This is a genomic window from Pseudomonas sp. DCA-1 (assembly GCF_046523955.1).
GTDB lineage: Bacteria > Pseudomonadota > Gammaproteobacteria > Pseudomonadales > Pseudomonadaceae > Aquipseudomonas > Aquipseudomonas putida_Y.
In genome coordinates this window covers 4,889,342-4,909,408 of record NZ_CP169881.1, presented here as the reverse complement: position 1 = coordinate 4,909,408, position 20,067 = coordinate 4,889,342, and the positions used below count along the sequence as shown (strand labels likewise).

The 20,067-nt window shown below is 61.4% G+C and carries 20 protein-coding genes; 9 read left to right on the top strand and 11 right to left on the bottom strand.

The window, feature by feature from the left end; translation table 11 throughout:
- Positions 1 to 18: 18 nt before the first annotated feature.
- Positions 19 to 726, bottom strand: a complete 708-nt coding sequence (locus ACE4QZ_RS23160) for an autoinducer binding domain-containing protein (RefSeq protein ID WP_021784296.1) — start codon at positions 724 to 726, stop codon at positions 19 to 21.
- Positions 727 to 941: 215 nt separating this feature from the next.
- Here ACE4QZ_RS23160 and ACE4QZ_RS23155 point away from each other — a divergent pair, with 215 nt between their 5' ends.
- A complete protein-coding gene (locus ACE4QZ_RS23155) occupies positions 942 to 1,718 on the top strand; it encodes a ferredoxin--NADP reductase (protein WP_028698125.1) in 777 nt (258 codons plus the stop codon).
- A gap of 58 nt (positions 1,719 to 1,776) precedes the next feature.
- Here the strand turns inward: ACE4QZ_RS23155 and mscL are convergent, their stop codons facing one another.
- Complete coding sequence (mscL, locus tag ACE4QZ_RS23150) at positions 1,777 to 2,196, bottom strand: large-conductance mechanosensitive channel protein MscL (protein ID WP_021784294.1); 420 nt, start codon at positions 2,194 to 2,196, stop codon at positions 1,777 to 1,779.
- A 176-nt stretch (positions 2,197 to 2,372) separates the two neighbouring features.
- On the opposite strand from mscL, the gene radA reads away from it, so the two are divergent.
- Positions 2,373 to 3,743 (top strand): DNA repair protein RadA, encoded by a 1,371-nt coding sequence (radA, locus tag ACE4QZ_RS23145; protein ID WP_003251626.1) that lies wholly within the window; start codon positions 2,373 to 2,375, stop codon positions 3,741 to 3,743.
- A gap of 35 nt (positions 3,744 to 3,778) precedes the next feature.
- Here radA and ACE4QZ_RS23140 read toward each other — a convergent pair whose 3' ends face one another.
- Together ACE4QZ_RS23140 and ACE4QZ_RS23135 are read right to left on the bottom strand one after the other, a co-directional pair.
- Positions 3,779 to 5,296, bottom strand: a complete 1,518-nt coding sequence (locus ACE4QZ_RS23140) for a nucleobase:cation symporter-2 family protein (RefSeq protein ID WP_021784293.1) — start codon at positions 5,294 to 5,296, stop codon at positions 3,779 to 3,781.
- Positions 5,297 to 5,559: 263 nt separating this feature from the next.
- On the bottom strand, positions 5,560 to 5,922 hold the full coding sequence (locus ACE4QZ_RS23135) for a PilZ domain-containing protein (RefSeq protein WP_021784292.1): 363 nt from the start codon (positions 5,920 to 5,922) through the stop codon (positions 5,560 to 5,562).
- Positions 5,923 to 6,099: 177 nt separating this feature from the next.
- Between ACE4QZ_RS23135 and ACE4QZ_RS23130 the strand changes: the two genes are divergently transcribed.
- The 3 genes from ACE4QZ_RS23130 (at position 6,100) to yjiA (ending at position 9,436) form a co-directional block, all read left to right on the top strand.
- Positions 6,100 to 8,166, top strand: coding sequence for a carbon starvation CstA family protein (locus tag ACE4QZ_RS23130; protein WP_021784291.1), 2,067 nt, complete (start codon positions 6,100 to 6,102; stop codon positions 8,164 to 8,166).
- A 17-nt stretch (positions 8,167 to 8,183) separates the two neighbouring features.
- The gene (locus ACE4QZ_RS23125; RefSeq protein WP_003251633.1) at positions 8,184 to 8,381 is read left to right on the top strand and encodes a YbdD/YjiX family protein; all 198 of its coding nucleotides are present in this window, start codon (positions 8,184 to 8,186) and stop codon (positions 8,379 to 8,381) included.
- 77 nt (positions 8,382 to 8,458) lie between these two features.
- A complete protein-coding gene (yjiA, locus tag ACE4QZ_RS23120) occupies positions 8,459 to 9,436 on the top strand; it encodes a GTPase (protein WP_410480196.1) in 978 nt (325 codons plus the stop codon).
- On the opposite strand, the gene ACE4QZ_RS23115 is transcribed toward yjiA, so the two are convergent.
- Positions 9,396 to 10,883: a methylenetetrahydrofolate reductase C-terminal domain-containing protein gene (locus ACE4QZ_RS23115; protein WP_021784289.1), complete on the bottom strand. Its 1,488-nt coding sequence runs from the start codon at positions 10,881 to 10,883 to the stop codon at positions 9,396 to 9,398. The two genes, yjiA and ACE4QZ_RS23115, sit on opposite strands and share 41 nt — an antisense overlap.
- Positions 10,884 to 11,113: 230 nt before the next feature.
- On the opposite strand from ACE4QZ_RS23115, the gene ACE4QZ_RS23110 reads away from it, so the two are divergent.
- Complete coding sequence (locus tag ACE4QZ_RS23110) at positions 11,114 to 11,938, top strand: 5-methyltetrahydropteroyltriglutamate--homocysteine methyltransferase (protein WP_028698126.1); 825 nt, start codon at positions 11,114 to 11,116, stop codon at positions 11,936 to 11,938.
- A gap of 585 nt (positions 11,939 to 12,523) precedes the next feature.
- Here the strand turns inward: ACE4QZ_RS23110 and ACE4QZ_RS23105 are convergent.
- Positions 12,524 to 13,702 carry an acetyl-CoA C-acetyltransferase gene (locus ACE4QZ_RS23105; protein ID WP_021784287.1) on the bottom strand — a complete coding sequence of 393 codons (1,179 nt, stop codon included), beginning with the start codon at positions 13,700 to 13,702 and terminating at the stop codon, positions 12,524 to 12,526.
- 301 nt (positions 13,703 to 14,003) lie between these two features.
- On the opposite strand from ACE4QZ_RS23105, the gene fabV reads away from it, so the two are divergent.
- Positions 14,004 to 15,215, top strand: a complete 1,212-nt coding sequence (gene fabV, locus ACE4QZ_RS23100; RefSeq protein ID WP_410480195.1) for an enoyl-ACP reductase FabV — start codon at positions 14,004 to 14,006, stop codon at positions 15,213 to 15,215.
- 143 nt (positions 15,216 to 15,358) lie between these two features.
- A complete protein-coding gene (locus ACE4QZ_RS23095; protein WP_021784286.1) occupies positions 15,359 to 16,267 on the top strand; it encodes an alpha/beta fold hydrolase in 909 nt (302 codons plus the stop codon).
- A 44-nt stretch (positions 16,268 to 16,311) separates the two neighbouring features.
- Here ACE4QZ_RS23095 and ACE4QZ_RS23090 read toward each other — a convergent pair whose 3' ends face one another.
- The 4 genes from ACE4QZ_RS23090 to ACE4QZ_RS23075 are packed head-to-tail and all read right to left on the bottom strand — an operon-like array spanning position 16,312 to position 18,284.
- A complete protein-coding gene (locus ACE4QZ_RS23090) occupies positions 16,312 to 16,653 on the bottom strand; it encodes a HopJ type III effector protein (protein ID WP_021784285.1) in 342 nt (113 codons plus the stop codon).
- Positions 16,650 to 16,943: a DUF1244 domain-containing protein gene (locus ACE4QZ_RS23085; protein ID WP_003251648.1), complete on the bottom strand. Its 294-nt coding sequence runs from the start codon at positions 16,941 to 16,943 to the stop codon at positions 16,650 to 16,652. The genes ACE4QZ_RS23090 and ACE4QZ_RS23085 overlap by 4 nt, the downstream gene beginning before the upstream one ends.
- A gap of 9 nt (positions 16,944 to 16,952) precedes the next feature.
- Positions 16,953 to 17,690, bottom strand: coding sequence for a dihydromonapterin reductase (gene folM, locus ACE4QZ_RS23080; RefSeq protein ID WP_021784284.1), 738 nt, complete (start codon positions 17,688 to 17,690; stop codon positions 16,953 to 16,955).
- Between the two features lie 33 nt (positions 17,691 to 17,723).
- Positions 17,724 to 18,284 carry an antibiotic biosynthesis monooxygenase gene (locus ACE4QZ_RS23075; protein WP_410480194.1) on the bottom strand — a complete coding sequence of 187 codons (561 nt, stop codon included), beginning with the start codon at positions 18,282 to 18,284 and terminating at the stop codon, positions 17,724 to 17,726.
- 220 nt (positions 18,285 to 18,504) lie between these two features.
- On the opposite strand from ACE4QZ_RS23075, the gene ACE4QZ_RS23070 reads away from it, so the two are divergent.
- A complete protein-coding gene (locus tag ACE4QZ_RS23070; protein WP_021784282.1) occupies positions 18,505 to 19,440 on the top strand; it encodes a MerR family transcriptional regulator in 936 nt (311 codons plus the stop codon).
- Here ACE4QZ_RS23070 and ACE4QZ_RS23065 read toward each other — a convergent pair.
- The gene (locus tag ACE4QZ_RS23065) at positions 19,425 to 20,042 is read right to left on the bottom strand and encodes a hypothetical protein (RefSeq protein WP_021784281.1); all 618 of its coding nucleotides are present in this window, start codon (positions 20,040 to 20,042) and stop codon (positions 19,425 to 19,427) included. The genes ACE4QZ_RS23070 and ACE4QZ_RS23065 overlap by 16 nt on opposite strands.
- Between the last annotated feature and the right edge of the window lie 25 nt (positions 20,043 to 20,067).

The window sequence follows — 20,067 nt, the reverse complement described above, 5'->3', positions numbered from 1 at the left end:
AGGTCGCAGGTTTGAAGGTCAGATCCAGCCACGCAAGGCGGCAATGGCGATGGCTCCGGCTTTGTTGGCTGCATTGGTCTTGGTGATCACGCTGCGGATATGGAAGTTGACCGTGCTTTGCGACAGCGAGAGGATGCAGGCAACATCGGCAGCGGTCTTGCCGGCGGCAGACCATTTCAGCACTTCCAGTTCACGCTCGCTCATTTTCGGTTGCGGTGGGCACAGCGCGTTCAGGTGGTGCTCGCCCAGTACCGCGTGAAGGGTGTGGCACAGCCACTGCACACTACCGGCTTTGTCGTACAGCTCGAACGCATCGATGTGGCCGTTTGGCCGAGCGACACTGATCTGGCTTTCGTTGTGCTGCTGATCGTGAAGCGACTGTGTCCAGCCGTGGCGCAGGCCATGCTGGCAGGCCATTTCGCGAAATTGCGGGGCTTCCTTGTACAGTTCATCGGTCCAGAGCACCGGTGTCGTGGAGCTGTGGCTCAGGTTCGCTGCCGGGTCCTGCTTGTAGAAGTCGTCGCGCTGGTAGCGCTCGATCCACTCACTTGGGTAGTTGCTGTAGAGGTACAGCTTTGGCGTTTGCGTAGCGATCTGAATGCGGATGTTCAGCCCAAGGTAATCCATGTCCAGGTCCCGAGCCAGATGGACTGCGATGTCGAATAGCTTTTGTGGGCTGCGTTCGCTGACGAATGCATGAAGATGTTCAGGTTTCCAGTGATACATCTGAAGCACTCCTTGATGCGCGCAGAATCCAATCCGTTTGAGTACCCGGAAGATTGTAGGAAAAGACCTACCATCCTGTTGGGAATTTTTTGTTATAGCGATCAGGAATTTCTGCGACTTTGGCCCGATTGCACTTCATGAGGCCCTACAAAGCGGTGGTTTTTATCCTGGCCACTTTAGGCGACACTGTGCACACGCCAACCCTGGAGCCCGATATGACCGCTAGCGCCGAAAAGTTCACCCGCCAGACACTGCTCGATGTTCAGCCACTGACGCCGAACCTCTTCAGCCTGCGGGTCACGCGCGATGCGGGGTTCCGCTTCCGTTCCGGCCAATTCGCCCGGCTAGGTGTGACCAAGGCCGATGGTAGCGTGGTGTGGCGCGCCTATTCCATGGTCAGCGCGCCTCATGATGAGTATCTGGATTTCTTTTCCATCGTGGTGCCAGGTGGTGAGTTCACCAGTGAGTTGAGCCGTTTGGGGGCAGGCGATACGTTGCTGATCGACCGCCAGGCGTTCGGTTTCCTCACCCTCGACCGCTTCGTCGGTGGTCGTGACCTGTGGTTGCTGGCTACCGGTACCGGCATCGCGCCCTTTATGTCGATCCTGCAGGACTTCGAAGCCTGGGAGCGCTTCGACAGCATCAAGCTGGTGTATTCAGTGCGCGAAGCCAAGGAACTGGCCTATGTGGATGAAATTGCCGGGCTGGAACAGCGCGATTATCTGGCTGAGTACGCGGGCAAGTTGCAGTTCATTCCCGTGGTGACCCGTGAACAGCACCCGGGTGCGTTGAATCAGCGCATTACCACGTTGATCGAGAATGGCGAGCTGGAGAAGGCGGCGGGGCTTGAACTGTCACCAGAGCATTCGCGGGTGATGCTCTGCGGTAACCCGGAAATGATCGACGAAACCCGCAAGGTCCTCAAGGCGCGAGACCTGCAACTGAGCCTGAGCAAGCGGCCCGGGCAGGTAGCAGTCGAGAACTACTGGTAAGACTACTGGGGCCGTTGTGGGGGCGGGCATGCCCGCCCCCACAACGGCCCCGGCAACTTCAAGGCAAGCGGTTCTGGTTCTGCGTCTTGAGCAAATCGCGGATCTCGGTCAGCAGCGTCTCTTCAGCCGAAGGCACAGGCGGCGTAGTCGGCGCCACGGCTTCTTCACGCTTGAGCTTGTTGATTGCTTTCACGCCCATGAAGATGGCAAAGGCCACGATCACGAAGTCGATCACGGTCTGGATGAACTTGCCATACGCCAGCATCACCGCTGGCACGTCACCTTCGGCAGCCTTCAGGGTAATGGCCAGGTCGCTGAAGTCCACGCCACCGATCAGCAGGCCCAGTGGCGGCATGATCACGTCGCCGACGAAGGACGAGACGATCTTGCCGAAGGCCGCGCCGATGATGATACCGACCGCCATGTCGACGACATTGCCTTTGACTGCGAAAGCCTTGAACTCGTTGAGCATGCCCATGTTTGGTTCCTTGTAACAAAAGGTAAGGTTAAGGCAGTGTAAGCCACTAAAACGCTTCATGCGTTGTGTTCAGGGCTACTGACTGCAGTTAGAACGAATAGTTTTGTCGCATCCCGAGGCGTTCGAGACACGTCCTGCTCGGCTATCATGGCGAATTTTTCCAGGAGACCCCACCCATGGCCAAGGCCAAGCGCTTGTATGGCTGCACTGAATGCGGCGCGACTTTCCCCAAATGGGCCGGCCAGTGCGGCGAATGCGGGGCCTGGAATACCCTGGTCGAAACCATGATCGAAAGCGGCGGCGCAGCTGCACCCAGCAGTGGCCGCGCTGGCTGGACGGGACAGCAGGCGCAGATCAAGACCCTGGCCGAAGTCAGTGTTGAGGAAATCCCGCGATTCACGACCAGCAGCACCGAACTGGACCGCGTGCTGGGCGGCGGCCTGGTGGATGGCTCGGTGGTGCTGATCGGCGGTGACCCCGGCATCGGCAAATCGACCATTTTGCTACAGACCTTGTGCAACATCGCCGTGGGCATGCCGGCACTGTATGTCACAGGGGAGGAGTCGCAGCAGCAGGTGGCCATGCGCTCCCGGCGGCTGGGGCTACCTCAGGACCAGCTCAAGGTGATGACCGAAACCTGCATCGAGACGATCATTGCCACGGCGCGGGTCGAGAAGCCGAGGGTAATGGTGATCGACTCGATCCAGACCATTTTCACCGAGCAGTTGCAATCGGCCCCGGGCGGCGTGGCTCAGGTGCGCGAAAGCACAGCGTTGCTGGTGCGCTACGCCAAGCAAAGCGGTACGGCAATCTTTCTGGTCGGCCACGTGACCAAGGAAGGCTCGCTGGCTGGCCCGAGGGTGCTGGAGCACATGGTCGACACTGTGCTGTATTTCGAAGGTGAGTCCGATGGCCGTCTGCGCTTGCTGCGGGCGGTCAAGAACCGCTTTGGCGCGGTCAACGAACTGGGCGTGTTCGGCATGACCGATCGTGGCCTCAAGGAGGTATCGAACCCGTCGGCGATCTTCCTCAACCGTACTCAGGAAGAGGTGCCGGGTAGCGTGGTGATGGCAACCTGGGAGGGGACCCGGCCAATGCTGGTCGAGGTGCAGGCGCTGGTCGACGATAGCCATCTGGCCAACCCGCGGCGGGTGACCTTGGGCCTGGATCAGAACCGCCTGGCCATGTTGTTGGCGGTACTCCACCGTCATGGCGGCATCCCGACCCATGACCAGGATGTGTTTCTCAACGTGGTCGGCGGGGTGAAGGTGCTGGAAACGGCTTCGGACCTGGCGCTGCTGGCGGCGGTGATGTCCAGCCTGCGTAACCGGCCACTGGCCCATGGTTTGCTGGTGTTTGGCGAGATTGGCTTGTCGGGCGAGGTACGGCCGGTGCCCAGTGGCCAGGAGCGCTTGAAGGAAGCGGCCAAGCACGGCTTCAAGCGTGCCATCGTACCCAAGGGCAATGCGCCGAAAGAAGCGCCGGCGGGGTTGCAGGTGATTGCCGTTACCCGCCTGGAACAGGCGCTGGATGCATTGTTCGAATAGTGTGCAGGAGCGAGCAAGCTCGCTCCTGCAATCAGTCAGTGCTCGGCAACGGCCGTGCGCCTGACCGTTTCATTGCCATGCTCGTCCAGTTCCAGCATCGGCACTTCGTTACCCTCGGCATCGAACAGCTTGCCATCCTTGAAGTAGTCCCCATCACGCAGCGCGGAAATGTCCGAATACTGGATGGTCCGCTCGTAGGCTGCAGCGAACACTGACTGGTTTTCCGAGTTGCCGGTGGTGAAGTGGTTGAAGATCAGGTTCAGCAGGATGGCCATGATCGCCGCCGAGCTGATGCCGGAGTGGAAGATGGTCTCGAACCAGTTCGGGAAGTGGTGGTAGAAGGTCGGCGCGGCAATCGGGATCATGCCGAAGCCCAGCGAGGCAGCAACAATGATCAGGTTGACGTTGTTCTTGTAGCTGACCTTGGACAGGGTGCGGATACCGCTGGCCGCCACGGTGCCGAACAGCACGATACCGGCGCCGCCCAATACCGGGGTAGGCACGGCAGCAATCACCCGGCCCATGACTGGCAGCAGGCCGAGTACCACCAGAATCACGCCGCCGGTAGCCACCACGTAGCGGCTCTTGACCCCGGTCACCGCCACAAGGCCAACGTTCTGGGCGAACGCGCTCTGGGTGAACGAACCGAAAATCGGCGCCAGGATGCTAGATGCCATGTCGGCGCGCAGGCCGTTGCCCAGGCGCTTGGAGTCCACCTTGGTGTCGATGATCTCACCCACGGCGAGGATATCGGCCGACGTTTCCACCAGGGTCACCATGATCACGATGCACATCGAAAGGATCGCGGCGATGTGGAACTCTGGCATGCCAAAGTGGAACGGCGAGGGGAAGGCGAACATCGGGCCTTCGCTGACCTTGCTGAAATCGGTCATGCCCAATGCCCAGGCGATCAGCGTGCCGACCACCATGGCCAGCAGGATAGACAGCCGTGAGATGGTTGCGTTGCCAAGCTTGCTGAGCAGCAGCACGATGGCGAAGGTCAGCCCGGCCAGGCCGATGTTGGCCATGCTACCGAACTCCGGCGAGGCGCTGTTGCCACCCATCACCCAGCGTGCGGCAACCGGCATCAGAGTCAGGCCGATGGTGGTGATGACGATGCCGGTCACCAGCGGCGGGAAGAACTTGGTGATGCGCGAGAACACCGGCGTGATCAGAAAGCCGATCAGCGACGCTGCCATGACCGCCCCGAGCACCCCAGGCAGGCCACCGCCACCCTCGCTGCTCAGAATCGCCCCCATGGTCGCCACACCGGCGAACGACACGCCTTGTACCAGTGGCAACTGGCAACCGAAGAACGGCAGGCCAAGGGTCTGCAGCAGGGTGGCCAGGCCACCGGCAAACAGCGAGGCGGCGATCAGCATGCCGATTTCGGCACCATTCAGGCCCGCGGCCTGCCCCAGGATCAGGGGTACTGCGACGATTCCACCATACATGGTCAGCACATGCTGCAGACCATAGGCCAGGTTGGCACCAAGGCCGAGGTTTTCATCCTCGGGTCGCTTGGCGGGAGACGTGCTAGGGGACGTAGTCATGGAGCAGGCTCTCTGTTTATTGTTGTGCCGCTACTGTAGACACTTCCTACAAATGATTGCTACAAGAATTGTATACAATATTTTGATCGGAGCGCGAACAGATCCGGCCGCAGGGCGTGCTAGAACCCAATGCAGAAGGCGTACCAACTTGGCAGAAGCTGTATTAGAGGGGTGTGTACAAAGCAACGCTACCCAGGCTTAAAGCTGTCTGGGTAGACAAGAAACACCAGGCGGGAAGGCTATTAGCTAGCTAAGAGATTCCATTATTCGATGAGTTCGCGCAGCTCACGCATCATTTCGGTGCTGTCAGCCACGTTCAATTCCACAAGACGGTGCAAATGGCTCATCGAGTCGAGGTCTATGTACAGGCAGATGAAGCCCAGACGGTCCGGTTCTTCATGGCGCAGTTCGACCTGCATCTGCACGCGGGCATCGTCGCCCAGGTGAATGATGGCGTCGAAGTCCTGCGTCAGGTCGGCATCCCAATCTGCCGGGCGTTCAATGAGCAAGCCTTTGAGTGAAAGGTCCAGCAGTTTTGCAGGCCAGCAGTTCAGCCCCTGGCGCAGCTCGGTGGGGGCATCGAAGTCGATGCGTTGAAAGCGGCGGCGTTCGTCGTGATCGCTCATGGCATGGATCCTCGAATAGATCATCAGGTGTCGTCCTGACTATAGTTAGAGTTGCACGTGCATCAGGTGCTGCAATGTGGCCGCAGAGGCTCTAGAACAAAGCAAGTGTGGCAATGCCGCTTGACTGGCCCTAGACTCGGTGGGCGGTCTTTCCAATCCACCAGCTGGAAGCTAACCATGAACAACAATAATAGCCTGCTACGCCATATTCCGTGGCTGGCGCTGGCAGTCATAGGTGCCTGCGCACTGGGTGTGGTTGCCCTGCGTCGCGGCGAGGCGATCAACGCCTTGTGGATCGTGGTCGCGGCAGTGGCCATCTACCTGGTCGCCTATCGTTACTACAGCCTGTTCATCGCCACCAAGGTGATGCAACTCGACCCGCGCCGTGCCACCCCGGCGGTGCTCAACAATGATGGCCTGGACTACGTCCCGACCAACAAACACATTCTTTTCGGTCACCACTTCGCTGCCATCGCCGGCGCAGGCCCCTTGGTCGGGCCGGTACTCGCCGCGCAAATGGGCTACCTGCCCGGCACGCTGTGGCTGATTGCCGGCGTGGTGCTGGCCGGTGCGGTGCAGGACTTCATGGTCCTGTTCATGTCTACCCGCCGCAATGGCCGCTCACTGGGCGACATGGTGCGCGAGGAGATGGGCAGAATCCCCGGTACCATCGCCCTGTTCGGCTGCTTCCTGATCATGATCATCATCCTTGCGGTGCTGGCGCTGATCGTGGTCAAGGCACTGGCCGAAAGCCCATGGGGCATGTTCACGGTGATGGCGACCATCCCGATCGCGATGTTCATGGGCATCTACATGCGCTACATCCGTCCGGGCCGTATTGGCGAAATCTCGGTCGTTGGCGTGGTACTGCTGCTGGCCTCCATCTGGCTGGGAGGCGTGATCGCTGCGGATCCGGTGTGGGGCCCGGCGTTCACGTTCACTGGCGTGCAGATCACCTGGATGCTGGTGGGCTACGGTTTTGTCGCCGCCGTGCTGCCGGTATGGCTGGTGCTGGCGCCGCGTGACTACCTGTCGACCTTCCTCAAGATCGGCACGATCCTTGGCCTGGCCATCGGTATCCTGATCATCGCGCCCGAGTTGAAAATGCCGGCGCTGACCCAGTTCACCGACGGCACGGGGCCGGTGTGGAAGGGGGCCCTGTTCCCGTTCCTGTTCATCACCATTGCCTGTGGTGCGGTGTCCGGCTTCCACGCGCTGATTTCCTCGGGGACCACGCCAAAGCTGCTGGATAACGAAACCAACGCCCGCTACATCGGCTACGGCGGCATGCTGATGGAATCGTTCGTCGCCATCATGGCCATGGTTGCGGCCTCGGTGATCGAGCCGGGCGTGTACTTTGCCATGAACAGCCCGGCTGCCGTGGTCGGTTCCGATGTTGTGTCGGTAGCGCAGACGGTCAGCAGTTGGGGCTTCCTGATTACACCTGAGCAGCTCGAAGCGGTCGCCCGTGACATTGGCGAGCACACCGTCTTGGCCCGTGCCGGCGGTGCGCCAACCCTGGCGGTCGGTATCGCGCAGATCCTTCACCAGGTGTTGCCAGGTGAAAACACCATGGCCTTCTGGTACCACTTCGCGATCCTGTTCGAGGCGCTGTTCATCCTTACCGCGGTGGACGCCGGCACCCGTGCCGGGCGCTTCATGTTGCAAGACCTGCTGGGCAGCTTCGTGCCGGCGCTCAAACGCACCGATTCGTGGGGGGCCAACCTGCTCGCCACCGCTGGCTGCGTGGCACTCTGGGGCTATCTGCTGTACCAAGGGGTAATCGACCCGCTGGGTGGCATCAACACCCTGTGGCCGCTGTTTGGTATCTCCAACCAGATGCTGGCCGGTATCGCCTTGATGCTCGGTACTGTGGTGTTGATCAAGATGAAGCGTCAGCAATACATCTGGGTCACCCTGCTGCCGGCTGTGTGGCTGTTGATCTGCACCACGGCTGCAGGCCTGATCAAGCTGTTTGACCCGAACCCGGCTGTGGGCTTCCTGGCCCTGGCCAAGAAGTACAGCACTGCGCTGGACGCCGGCCAGGTACTGGCCCCGGCCAAGGACATCGGGCAGATGCAGCACGTGATCTTCAACGCATACACCAACGCGGGCCTGACGATCTTGTTCCTGCTGGTGGTCTTCAGCATCCTGTTCTTCGCCATCAAGGTCGGCTACGTCGCCTTGGGCCGCAAGGAGCGCAGCGACAAGGAAACCCCGTTCCAGGCGCTGCCTGACGCGTAATCGAGAGGACTGCAATCATGTTCAACGACTTGGGTCGACTGGGAAAATACCTGGGGCAGGCAGCCCGCCTGATGGTCGGCATGCCCGACTACGACAACTATGTCGAACACATGCAGAAAACGCATCCGGACAAGCCGGTGATGAGCTACGAGGCGTTCTTCCGCGAACGCCAGGAAGCACGTTACGGTGGCAAATCCGGGCCCAAGTGCTGTTGAGCCTGCGGTACGTGTAAACCTGTGGGAGCCTGGGTAACCGGCTCCCACAGTCATTTCAGATTCAGGAGTATTTTTGCGTGCAGACGCCCATTCCCGTAACCGTCCTCACTGGCTTCCTCGGTGCCGGCAAGACCACCTTGCTCAGGCACATGCTAAAGGCCGAGCATGGCCTGAAGCTCGCTGTGATTGAAAACGAATTCAGCGAGGCGGGCATCGACAGCCAACTGCTGGGTGATCAGCCGGTACAGGTAATGACCTTGGCCAACGGTTGTGTATGCTGCAGCATCCATGGCGACCTGACCCGCGCTCTTTACCTGCTGCTTGAACGCCTGGATGCCGGGGAGATTGCCTTCGATCGCCTGGTGATCGAATGCACCGGCCTTGCCGACCCTGCGCCGGTAGCGCAAACGTTCTTCATCGACGAGGAGCTGCGTGAGCGCTACATCCTCGATGGCATCATCACCCTCGTCGATGCCGCGCATGCCGAACTGCACTTGACCCAGACCATTGCTCAGGCCCAGGTCGGCTTTGCCGATCGTCTGCTGCTGAGCAAGACCGACCTGGTCGAGCCAGCTGCGGTTGAAGCCCTGCGCGAACGCCTGGCCCGCATCAATAGCAGGGCTGCGATCCGAGTGGTCGAACACGGCTGCATCGACCTGGCTGAACTACTGGATGTACGCGGTTTCAACCTCAACCCTGACCTTGGGGTAATCCTGAAACCGATGTTGCGACCCGTGCTCAAGCCTGCCACCCCGGACCGCATTTCCACGATGGTGCTGCGTACCGAAGCCCCGCTGGATATCGACCGCCTTAGCAGCTTCATGAACGAGCTGCTGGAAACCCACGGCAAACAGCTGCTGCGCTACAAGGGCGTGCTGAACATTGCCGGCGAGGAGCGCAAGCTGGTGTTCCAGGGCGTGCTCAAGCTTTATGGCTTCGACTGGGACGCCGAGTGGGCCGCAGGCGAAGCGCGCGAGAGCGTGATGGTGTTCATTGCCGATGAACTGCCCGAGGCTACGATTCGGGCTGGCTTCGAGGCAATGGCTGCGGGCTGAGCCGCTGCGGTGCCTGCCCTGCGAACCACTGCGGCCATGAGCTGCGGTGGCGGGTTTCGACCTCGATGCACGGGATCAGGCGCTCGGTCAGCACAGCGGTTTGCCGCACGGCTTTGGCGGTGCGGTATTTGATGCTGTGGATGCACTCGCGGTCGCCGAACTCGCAGCGGTTCAGGGCGGTTCCGCCGCAAGGGCCATTGGCCAGGCCTTTAGGGCAGGTTTCCGGGCAGGTGTACAAGGTGTCTTCCAGGCGGCAACGGCCGCAGGTGTCGCAACCCACCAGCGGGCGCTTCACACTGCGCTCCAGCGTGTGCAGCACTTGTGCGCCAGCGCGTGTTGCCCACAGAGGCTGGCGCACTGCCCAACCGAAGGCTTTGCTCAGGCCGTTGCGCCGGCTGAACAGCAGTGAATGCATGCCATGCATCAGGTGATAGCGGGCTTTTTCCTTGAAAGAGGCATCGACCCGTGACTCGCCCAGGCGCCAGCCCGCCTGTGGCGGATGGAAGGTTACCGCTGGCAGGCCGGGCATCTGCCAGCTGGCGTGCCAGGCCGGTGTCCATTGCTCCAGGGACTGAAGCTGGGTTTGCCAGTGCTCGATACGGGCCTCCAGGGCCAGCAGCTGTTCGAGTGTGTGAACCCCTGACAGGTGCACTCCGGCGTAACCCATCAGCTTTGTACCGATAATCTGCAGGGCCAGGCGGTCAACACTGCGTGCCTGGGCAAAGGCCTTGGACTGCGCCGTCTCCGCTTCAAGCATGTCGCGCATGGAGGGCGTGACAGTGACGCCGGCCACGTGGTCGAGCATCGTCGCGCGCCCGTGGGTGAGGCTCATGAGGCAGGCCAGCATGGGCTTGGGTGAGGCCTGGCGGTACATCCAGTGTATGGCTTCCTGGTGCTTGGCGGCATCGAAGCCCAGCTGCAAGGTGAAGAAGTCAGCCCCCGCTGCCAGCTTTTTCTCGGCCTTGAAATACTGGGCGCCGCCTTCTTCCTCGTGGTACTTGAACGGGTTCAGCGCCGCGCCCAGCAGCCAGTGCGGGCAGGCCTGGCGGGCAATCTGCAGGGCGGCGACCGATTCCAGATAACGCACCGGGCGCTGGCCAGGTTCATGGCCGGGCAGGCGGTCGCCAGTCAGCAGTAACAGCTGGTCGAGGCCGGCGGCGTCCATGCGCTGCAGTTGGGCGAGCAGGTGGTGGCGTTCGCGATCCTTGCCTGAAAAATGCGGCAGGGCAGGCACCGGGTTGCTGAACGAGGCGAGGGCGTCCAGCGGTGACATGTCCAGCGGGCTGCCGACACGATCACCGATGGCCACGGTCATAGGCCAGCCGCACAGGTGCGCACGGGCCATGATCGCTTCCATGGCGGCAAAGCGTTCTGCGGAAGGTTTGGGGACGAACTCCATGACGCAGACGAAGTTCTTTTCGCGCAGGGCGGTTTTCAGCAGGCTCATGTTGGCCGGGCACCTGGTGTGGTCAGGGTGGCATTGTGCGACAGAAGGCGAGTCGGGTCATGTCCGGATGCGCAAGGTGGTGATCTGAATGAGACATGGGAGCGCGAAGTTCATGACAGCATGATCATGAAGATTTCTTGGGTTCATCTCAAATTTAATGAGTTTGTCTCAATACCCCCACCAGCTGGAGAATCCCCCTCATTCATTCAAGCATGCTGAAGGGACAAGACATGGCACTGGCACATAACCTGGGCTTTCCACACATCGGCCGTGACCGCGAGCTGCGTGCCCGCCATTGGCAGGTGCAGAAAGACGCCGGCATCGAGCTGTTGCCGGTCGGCGACTTCGCCTGGGACAGCCACGTGCTTAGTGCTGGCGATCAGCCGTTCGTGCTGAACTGGGAACCACTGTTCGAAGAAGTGGAGCACGCCAAGGCTCTGGGTCATGCAGTCAAGCCGGTAGTGATCGGCCCCTTGACCTACCTGTGGCAGGGTCAGTCCTTGGACGGTGACTTCGACAAACTGGAGCTGCTTGACCGCCTGCTGCCCGTGTATGACCAACTCCTCAACCGCCTGGCCGCCCTGGGCGTTGAATGGGTGCAGATCGATGAGCCAATCCTCGCCCAGGACCTGCCTCAGGACTGGAAGAATGCCTATGAACGCGTCTACAACATCCTTCAACGCGCACCGTTGAAGAAGCTGATCGCCACGTACTTCGGTGGCCTCGAAGGCAACCTCGGCCTGGCCGCCAACCTGCCGGTCGATGGCCTGCACGTCGACCTGGTTCAGGCGCCCGAGCAGTACCAGACCATTCTCGACCGCCTGCCTGCCTACAAGGTACTGTCGCTGGGCCTGGTCGACGGTCGCAACGCTTCGCCTTGCGATCTGGGCAAAACCTTGGGGCTGCTGCACGAGGCCCATGAGCGCCTGGGTGAGCGGCTGTGGTTGGCGCCGGCCTGTTCGTTGCTGGAAAGCCCAGTGGACCTGGCCGTGCAGAAGTGCCAGGAAGTGGCGGTGCTGGCCGCTTCGCTGGAGCAGGACCGAGTCGCGGCTTGATCAATTGCTGCCTGTGCCGTCCTCTTCGCGGGTAAACCCGCTCCTACAACGGCCTGCGCCCGATCACCGATGTGTGTCCACCACCGACCAGTGTAGGAGCGGGTTTACCCGCGAATACGGTGGCGGCTGCAACAGTGAACGGCTGGTGGAAATTGGCCAGCAGGTCCAGCCCTTTCGCGGGTAAACCCGCTCCTACAACGGCCTGCGTGCAATCACCGATGTGTGTCCACCACCGACCAGTGTAGGAGCGGGTTTACCCGCGAATACGGTGGCGGCTGCAACAGTGAACGGCTGGTGGAAATTGGCCAGCAGGTCCAGCCCTTTCGCGGGTAAACCCGCTCCTACAACGGCCTGCGTGCAATCACCGATGTGTGTCCGTCACCGATCAGTGTAGGAGCGGGTTTACCCGCGAATACGATGGCGGCTGCACCAGTGAACGGCTGGCGGAAATTGGCCAGCAGGCCCGGCCCTTTCGCGGGTAAACCCGCTCCTACAACGGCCTGCGCCCGATCGCCGATGTGTGTCCATCACCGATCAGTGTAGGAGCGGGTTTATCCGCGAAGAGGCCGGGCCTGCTTGAATCAATCAGCGCTCGATGGCCAACGCCACCCCTTGCCCACCGCCAATGCACAAGGTCGCCAGGCCTTTCCGGGCATCCCGTTTGATCATTTCGTGCAGCAGGGTCACCAGCACCCTGCACCCGGAAGCACCAATCGGGTGGCCCAGGGCAATCGCCCCTCCATTGACGTTAACCCGCTCGGCATCCCATGCCAGCGCATTGCCCACGGCCAGCGCCTGGGCGGCGAAGGCTTCGTTGGCTTCGATCAGGTCCAGTTCGGCCAGTTGCCAACCGGCCTTGTCCAGGCAACGTTGGGTCGCCGAAACCGGACCGATACCCATGATCGCGGGGTCTACCCCGGCACTGGCATAGGCGGCGATCTTCGCCAGCACCGGCAGGCCCAACGCCTCGGCCTTCGCTGCGCTCATCAAAAGCACGGCGGCGGCGCCGTCGTTCAGGCTGGAGGCATTGCCTGCGGTAACGCTGCCGTCCTTCTTGAAGGCCGGGCGCAGTTTGCCCAGAGACTCGGCGGTGGTGTCCGGGCGTGGTTGCTCGTCACGGGCAAAAACCTTGGGCTCTCCCTTTTTCTGCGGCAGCACGATAGGGGTGATTTCAGCGTCGAAACGGCCGGCCTCCATCGCCGCCACTGCCTTGCGCTGCGACTCGGCAGCAAAGGCATCCTGCTGCTCACGGCTGAGGCCGTACTTGTCCACAAGATTTTCGGCAGTGATGCCCATGTGGTAGTCATTGAAGGCATCCCACAGGCCGTCCGTGATCATGCTGTCGATCAGTTGGCCATGGCCCATGCGTTGGCCGGTGCGGGCGGAGGGCATCACGTAGGGGGCAAGGCTCATGTTCTCCTGACCACCTGCAATCACCACCTCGGCATCGCCGCAGCGGATCGCCTGGGCGGCCAGGTGCAGGGCCTTGAGGCCCGAGCCGCAGACCTTGTTCAGGGTCAGGGCCGGTACGCTGAAGGGCAGGCCAGCCTTGATCGCCGCCTGGCGTGCCGGGTTCTGACCGGCACCAGCAGTGAGCACTTGGCCGAGGATGACTTCATCGACCTGCGCCGGGTCCAGCCCGGTTTGTTTCAGCAGTTGCTTGATCACGGCGGCGCCGAGGTCGACCGCAGGCACTGTGGCCAGGGCGCCCTGGAAGCTGCCGATGGCGGTACGGGTTGCGGCGACGATCACCACGTCGTTCATGTTGTTGTTCTCCGTGCAATGGGCGTAGTGCCGCCAGCATCGGCGGGTTCGGCTTATTTGTTAAGTTTGTTTTTCTTTCGGATTGATGTGAAAAACAAATCAATGGGTGGCGAAGGTTCTAACCAGCCAATCTGGATTCCGTGCAGCTGTGAGCCTCCTGCACATAAGAACTCTGGTTTTGCATCCCTCTGATCACCCCGTAATATGTGTCGGATAACCTGCGGGGGTAGTCTCACCCTCTGATCAATCGGAATCGCCCCAAGCGGCGCTTCCCCGGCATAAACCTGACGAGGTACAGACATTGGCCATCATTCATCCTAAGGTTCGCGGTTTCATCTGCACCACGACTCACCCGAAGGGCTGCGAGCTCAACGTCCGTGACCAGATCGAAGCCACCCGCAAGCTGGGCGTACGCGAGGATGGCCCGAAGAAGGTCCTGGTCATCGGTGCTTCCAGCGGCTACGGCCTGGCAGCCCGCATCACGGCGGCGTTCGGCTTCAAGGCCGACACCCTGGGCGTGTTCTTCGAAAAGCCAGGCACCGAGACCAAGGCCGGCACTGCTGGCTGGTACAACGCTGCTGCCTTCGACAAGTTCGCCAAGGCCGAGGGCCTGTACAGCAAGTCGATCAACGGTGACGCCTTCTCCGACGAAGCTCGCGCCAAGGTTATCGAGCTGATCAAGAACGAAATGGGTGGCAAGGTCGACCTGGTCATCTACTCGCTGGCGTCGCCCGTGCGCAAGCTGCCGCAGACCGGTGAAGTCATCCGCTCGGCACTCAAGCCGATCGGCCAGCCATACAAGTCGACCGCCATCGACACCAATAAGGACACCATCATCGAGGCCAGCATCGAGCCGGCCACCGAGCAGGAAATTGCCGACACCGTCACCGTCATGGGTGGCCAGGACTGGCAGCTGTGGATCGATGCGCTGGCTGGCGCCAATGTACTTGCCGAAGGCGCTCGCACCGTGGCCTTCAGCTATATCGGCAGCGATATCACCTGGCCGATCTACTGGCACGGTGCACTGGGCCAGGCCAAGCAGGACCTGGATGAAACCGCCCTGCGTCTGAACCAGAAGCTGGCCGGTGAAGTGAAAGGCGGCGCCAATGTGGCGGTGCTCAAGTCGGTGGTTACCCAGGCCAGCTCGGCCATCCCGGTGATGCCACTGTACCTGTCGATGGTCTTCAGGATCATGCAGGAGAAAGGTGTTCACGAAGGCACCCAGGACCAGCTCGACCGCATGTACCGCGACCGTATGTACCGCACCGACGGTGCGCCGGCAGAAGTCGACGAGAAGGGTCGCCTGCGTCTGGATGACTGGGAGCTGCGTGACGACGTGCAGAACGCCTGCAAGGCCCTGTGGCCACAGGTGACCACCGAGAACCTGTTCGAGCTGACCGACTACGCCGGTTACAAGAAGCAGTTCCTCAACCTGTTCGGCTTCGAGCGCGCTGACGTCAACTACGACGAAGACGTGGCCACCGATGTGAAGTTCGACTGCGTCGAGCTGTAATCGGGTAAGCCTGTACCGGCCTCTTCGCGGGCAAGCGCGCTCCCACAGGTTCTCCCCCTGCAGGAGCGGGTTCACCCGCAAAGAGGCCGGTACAGGCTACAAAATCTTTGCTAGTTTTGGCGCACAACGACAGGAAATGCGCCATGAGTAGCCTCATCCAACCCGCTACCCCATTTCGCCACCCTGCGGCCGACGGATACAGCCTCGGCGGCTTCTGCTGGCGTCACGCCCAACCTGACCCCAAGCGCCCGCTGGTGATCATCAACGCTGCCACTTCGGTACGCTGCCGCTATTACGCCCGCTTTGCCGACTACCTGTTCGCCCACGGCTGCGATGTGCTGACCTATGACTACCGTGGCATCGGCGAATCCCGGCCTGCGTCGCTGCGCGGGTTCCAGGCCTCCTGGAGCGACTGGGGCCGGCTGGATTTCGAAGCCATGCTGGCGCATGCGGCAGAGCATTTCCCAGGTCAGCCGGTGGACGTGGTAGGGCACAGTTTCGGCGGTTGTGCAGTAGGCCTGGCACCGTCGGCTGGCCAGATACGTCGGGTCGTGATGGTCGGCGCGCAGTTCGCTTACTGGCGCGACTACGCGGCCAGCCAACGCTGGCAACTGTTCGGTAAGTGGCATGTGGTCATGCCGCTGCTGACCCGGGTATTCGGCTACTTTCCCGGCAAGCGCCTGGGTTGGCTGGAGGACACGCCATCCGGCGTGGTGCTTGACTGGACCACACGTACCCCGCGTTATGAGCACCGCCCCAGCGGGCGGGCGTTGGCGGCGCTACCGTTCGCCCAGGTACGTGCGGCGACGCTGGCCATCAGTCTGACTGACGACCCTTTCGGGACCGTAGCGGCAACCGAGCGTTTATTGGGTTATCTGCAAAGTGCCGAGCGCCAGCACTTGCGCATTGCACCTGTGGATATCTCGGTCGAGGAAATTGGCCATTTCGCGTTCTTCCATGACCGGTTTCGCGAAAACCTGTGGCCGGTGGCCTTGCAGTGGTTGCGGCAGGGGAGGCTGGAAGGTGGGGGGCCTGGCACCATTATCGATTGATGGTGGGCGCTGGATCGTGGGGCCGCAAAGCGGCCCCGGTAATCTCAAGCCTTGCGCGCAAGCGGCTGCGCAGCAAACTTCACACCCGCCAGACCGTGTTTGATCAGCGCACGGATGTTGCCATGGTCGCTACCCTCAGGCGTGGCCACCACATCACGGTAGTGCTCGCCGAAGGCCAGCAGCGCTTCCTGGTCGCTCAGCCCTTCAAGCAAGGCCAGGCCCAGGGTTTTGCACGAACCTTCGTTCTGCCCTGCCGCATTCTCCACGCCGCCGTTATTGAAGGCCTGCGGCTGGTAGCTGTAATTGTCGGCAATGAACGCCAAGGTATCGGCAAATGCATGTTGGCCGCTGGCCAGGCTTGCGCGCAGGGTATTCAGATCAGTCACGAGGTTTTTCCTTTTTCGAACGCCGCTTGTTGTTCGGCGCTGGCTTCTTTCTGGTATTGGGCTTTCCACTCGGCGTAGGGCATGCCGTACACCGCTTCGCGGGCATCATCCAGGCTCAGGTCCAGCTGACGCTCGTCAGCGGCGGCCTTGTACCACTTGGACAGGCAGTTGCGGCAGAAACCGGACAGGTTCATCAGGTCGATGTTCTGTACATCGGTGCGCTTTTGCAGGTGTTCGACCAGGCGCCGGAATGCGGCGGCCTCGAGCTCAAGCTGTTGTTGTGGGGTCATGGTCTTCTCTCAAGTCATGCGGTTCTTCAGGTGGCGGCCACCGTTGATGACCACCTGGCTGCCGGTGCTGTACTGGCTGGCGAGCAGGTACTTGACGGTCTCGATCAGCGGGCCGGCGCCGGGTTCGAATTCCAGCAGGGCCTTTTTCAGGGTTTGCTGGCGGTAGGCTTCGTCCCCCCCTTCCTTGAGGATCAGCAGCCCGGGCAGGATACCGTTCACATGCACCTTGGGCGCATATTTTTCGGCGAATGACAGCACCATGTTCTGCAGTGCGGCTTTGGTGGCGGCATAGCCGATGTGGCTTTTACTGCCGCGCGAAGAGGTTTCGTCGCAGATGTGGATGATGTCGGCCTTTTCCACCTTGGCCAGCAGGTCACCCAAGGCCAGGTTGAGGTGGTAGGGCGCTTCGACGTGCAGGCGGAACATGGTCTCGAGGTTGTCGAGGCCGTCGTCGAGCCACAGCGAGGCGTTGTGGATGATGGCGCGCAGTCCGTCGTAACGGTCGTGCAGGTGATCGATCAGCGCCTGGCGGTCGCCCGCGTGGCACAGGTCGGCCTGAAACTGCACGATGTTGGGGTGGGCTGCCTGTGGCTGGATGCTGCGGCTGGCACTGACCACCGTATGGCCGGCCTGTGCCAGTTCGAGGGCCAGGGCCAGCCCGACACGCTGGCTGGCTCCGGTAACGAGAATGGGGCTGTTCATGTTCGGGGTGGTCAACTTGTCTGTCCGTTGGTTGCCACCCAGCATACCCGAACTGTTTCCCTGTTGTATGGCCTAGCCTCAGCGGCTGCGCAAGGCGCCGGCAGTGGCCGGGGAGGCCTGCAGCCAACTGGATAGCAGGCGGGTGGACAGCGGGATGAACAGGTACACCATCACCGGCGTCAGGGCCAGGGTGCTGAGCAGTACCCGGGGCACGAGGTCGAGTGCCGTCAACCAATGGCCGAACAACAGGTTGAAGGCCAGCGAGACTGGGAAAAACGCCAGCCAGATAGCCACGGCCTGCTTCCAGCGTGGCGGTTTTTGCACCTTGTTGGTGCCAAACCAGTCGTCGATACCGCTGACACGCGCCTCTTTGGGGCGTTCGAACAGGCCGTTGCTGCGTTGTAACCATGCGCGGCGAGAGGCGGAGTGCTCCCAGGCATGCAGGGTCGGCTCGTCGCTGAAGCGGAAGATGATCTGAAATTCGTCGCCATCCCTGGGCGGGGCAAGGATGCCCGAGCCGAGGTAGCCAGGGAAGTCGGTGGCCAGCTGTTCGCCTTCGTGCAGCCAGGCCAGCAGGTCCTGGTAGCGGCCATGGGCGGCGCGGCGCGACACCATGAGGGTAACGGGTGGGGTAGACATCGTGTATCTCCTGGCAACGGGGCTGGCGGGTAGCTGGCCCTTTGGCTGTGTGGCCCGGGGTGGTGGGCGACGCAGTCGTGCATGCAAGAATCGGGCGCACATTATCGCGCAGTTGCGATCTTCGGCAAACTATCTGCTGGCAAACGGTGGCATCAACAGAACAGCACAGTCGTAGTAAGCTATACGTTCGGTTTTTTCGCACTCAGGGTATTTTGTGCAGATGAGCGAACAGGGACGTAAACCGTTGATCGATGCAAGCTTCGAGCAGCAGGAGTTATTTCCGATTCGTGAAGTGTCACGCTTGACCGGTGTCAACGCCGTGACCCTTCGTGCCTGGGAACGCCGTTATGGACTGATTCAGCCCATCCGCACCGACAGTGGTCACCGCCTGTATTCCCAGGCTGATATCAATGAAATCCGCCGTATCCTTGGGTGGCTGGAGCGCGGCGTGGCGATCAGCAAGGTCGGCAGTATTCTGGCTCGCGGCGATGCCCTCTCCGGGCAGGCTGGCGGCGCGGTGGACGCCTGCCTGCGCTGGCAAAACCAGATTCGCCTGGCGGTACAGCACTTCGACGTGGCGGGCCTGAATCGCCTTTATGACGAGGTGTTCGCGGCCAGCACCCTGGACCAGGTGTTCGCCGATGTGTTCATGCCAGTGTGGCATGACATGGTAGTCCGGCAAGGCGGCTACGGGCAGGCCAGCGAATGGCTGTTCTATGACCAGTTCCTGCGCGGTCGGGTTTTCGCCCGCTTGCAGCTGGCCCGTGTACCGTGTAACCGCACCGTGCTATTGGCGCCATTGCCGGGGCAGTGCCATGAGCTTGAGTTGCTGGTAACCAGCCTGATCCTGGGTAACGATGAAACACGCGTGATCCCGTTGGCGAACGGGCAGCCGCTGCAAGAGCTTGCGCTGGTCTGCGAACGGCTGAAGCCGGACGCCCTGGTGCTGTTTTCCCATCAATCGCCCACAGCAGAACTCGCCCGGCACTTCAAGCGCCTGGCATCGATGCTGGAATGCCCATTGTTACTGGCCGGTGAAGCGGCGGAAGCGGTACAGGACAACCTGGCTGGCAGCCCTGTAGCCTGCCTGGGCGCGCAGGGCAGTGTGATGCGCCAGCGCTTGCGGCAGTTTCTGGCCCGTCAGCTCGATACCTGAGTGTGCAGCTCGGGGTGGGCGCGGCGGTGGGCCTGGAGGATGTAGTCGCGCAGGCGTTCGATTTCTTCGGCTGGGCTTTGGCCGAGGTCGTAGGCAGCCAGGTCCGTGCCGATGCGCCGGCCCAACACACCATGCAGTTCGATCGGGGTGATGCCGCCCGGGGCGAAGCGCAGCTCGAAGCGGGCGGGTGCTGTTGGCAAATCACGGACTTCCAGCAGTACACCTTTGAAGGAAATTTCGCGTACCCACAGGCCGCTTGCCTCGTCATGGGCATCAAGCAGTGCGCTCGGCTGGTCCATCGACAGACGCCATGGGCGCAGCATGGGGCCGTCTTCGTAGATTTCCGGTGAGCCCAGCTGAAGGTGCAGGGCGTGGAACTCGTCCTCTACCAGTTGCAGCGGGAAACTGATCTGCTGGTTGTTGAACTGGGCCTGTAAGGTCACCTGCTCATTAGCCACCAACCGGGTGAGCAAGCTTTGTATGCGGCGGTCGCCATTGACCAGCAGGCTCGACATGGTGTCAGCCAGGTTCAGTTGCGGCGAGTGCTGCATATTCTGTATGAAATCCAGCTCGTCCTGGGTCAGGAGCGCGTCTGCTTGCATGATCGAACTCGGTGGTGGCGATTTC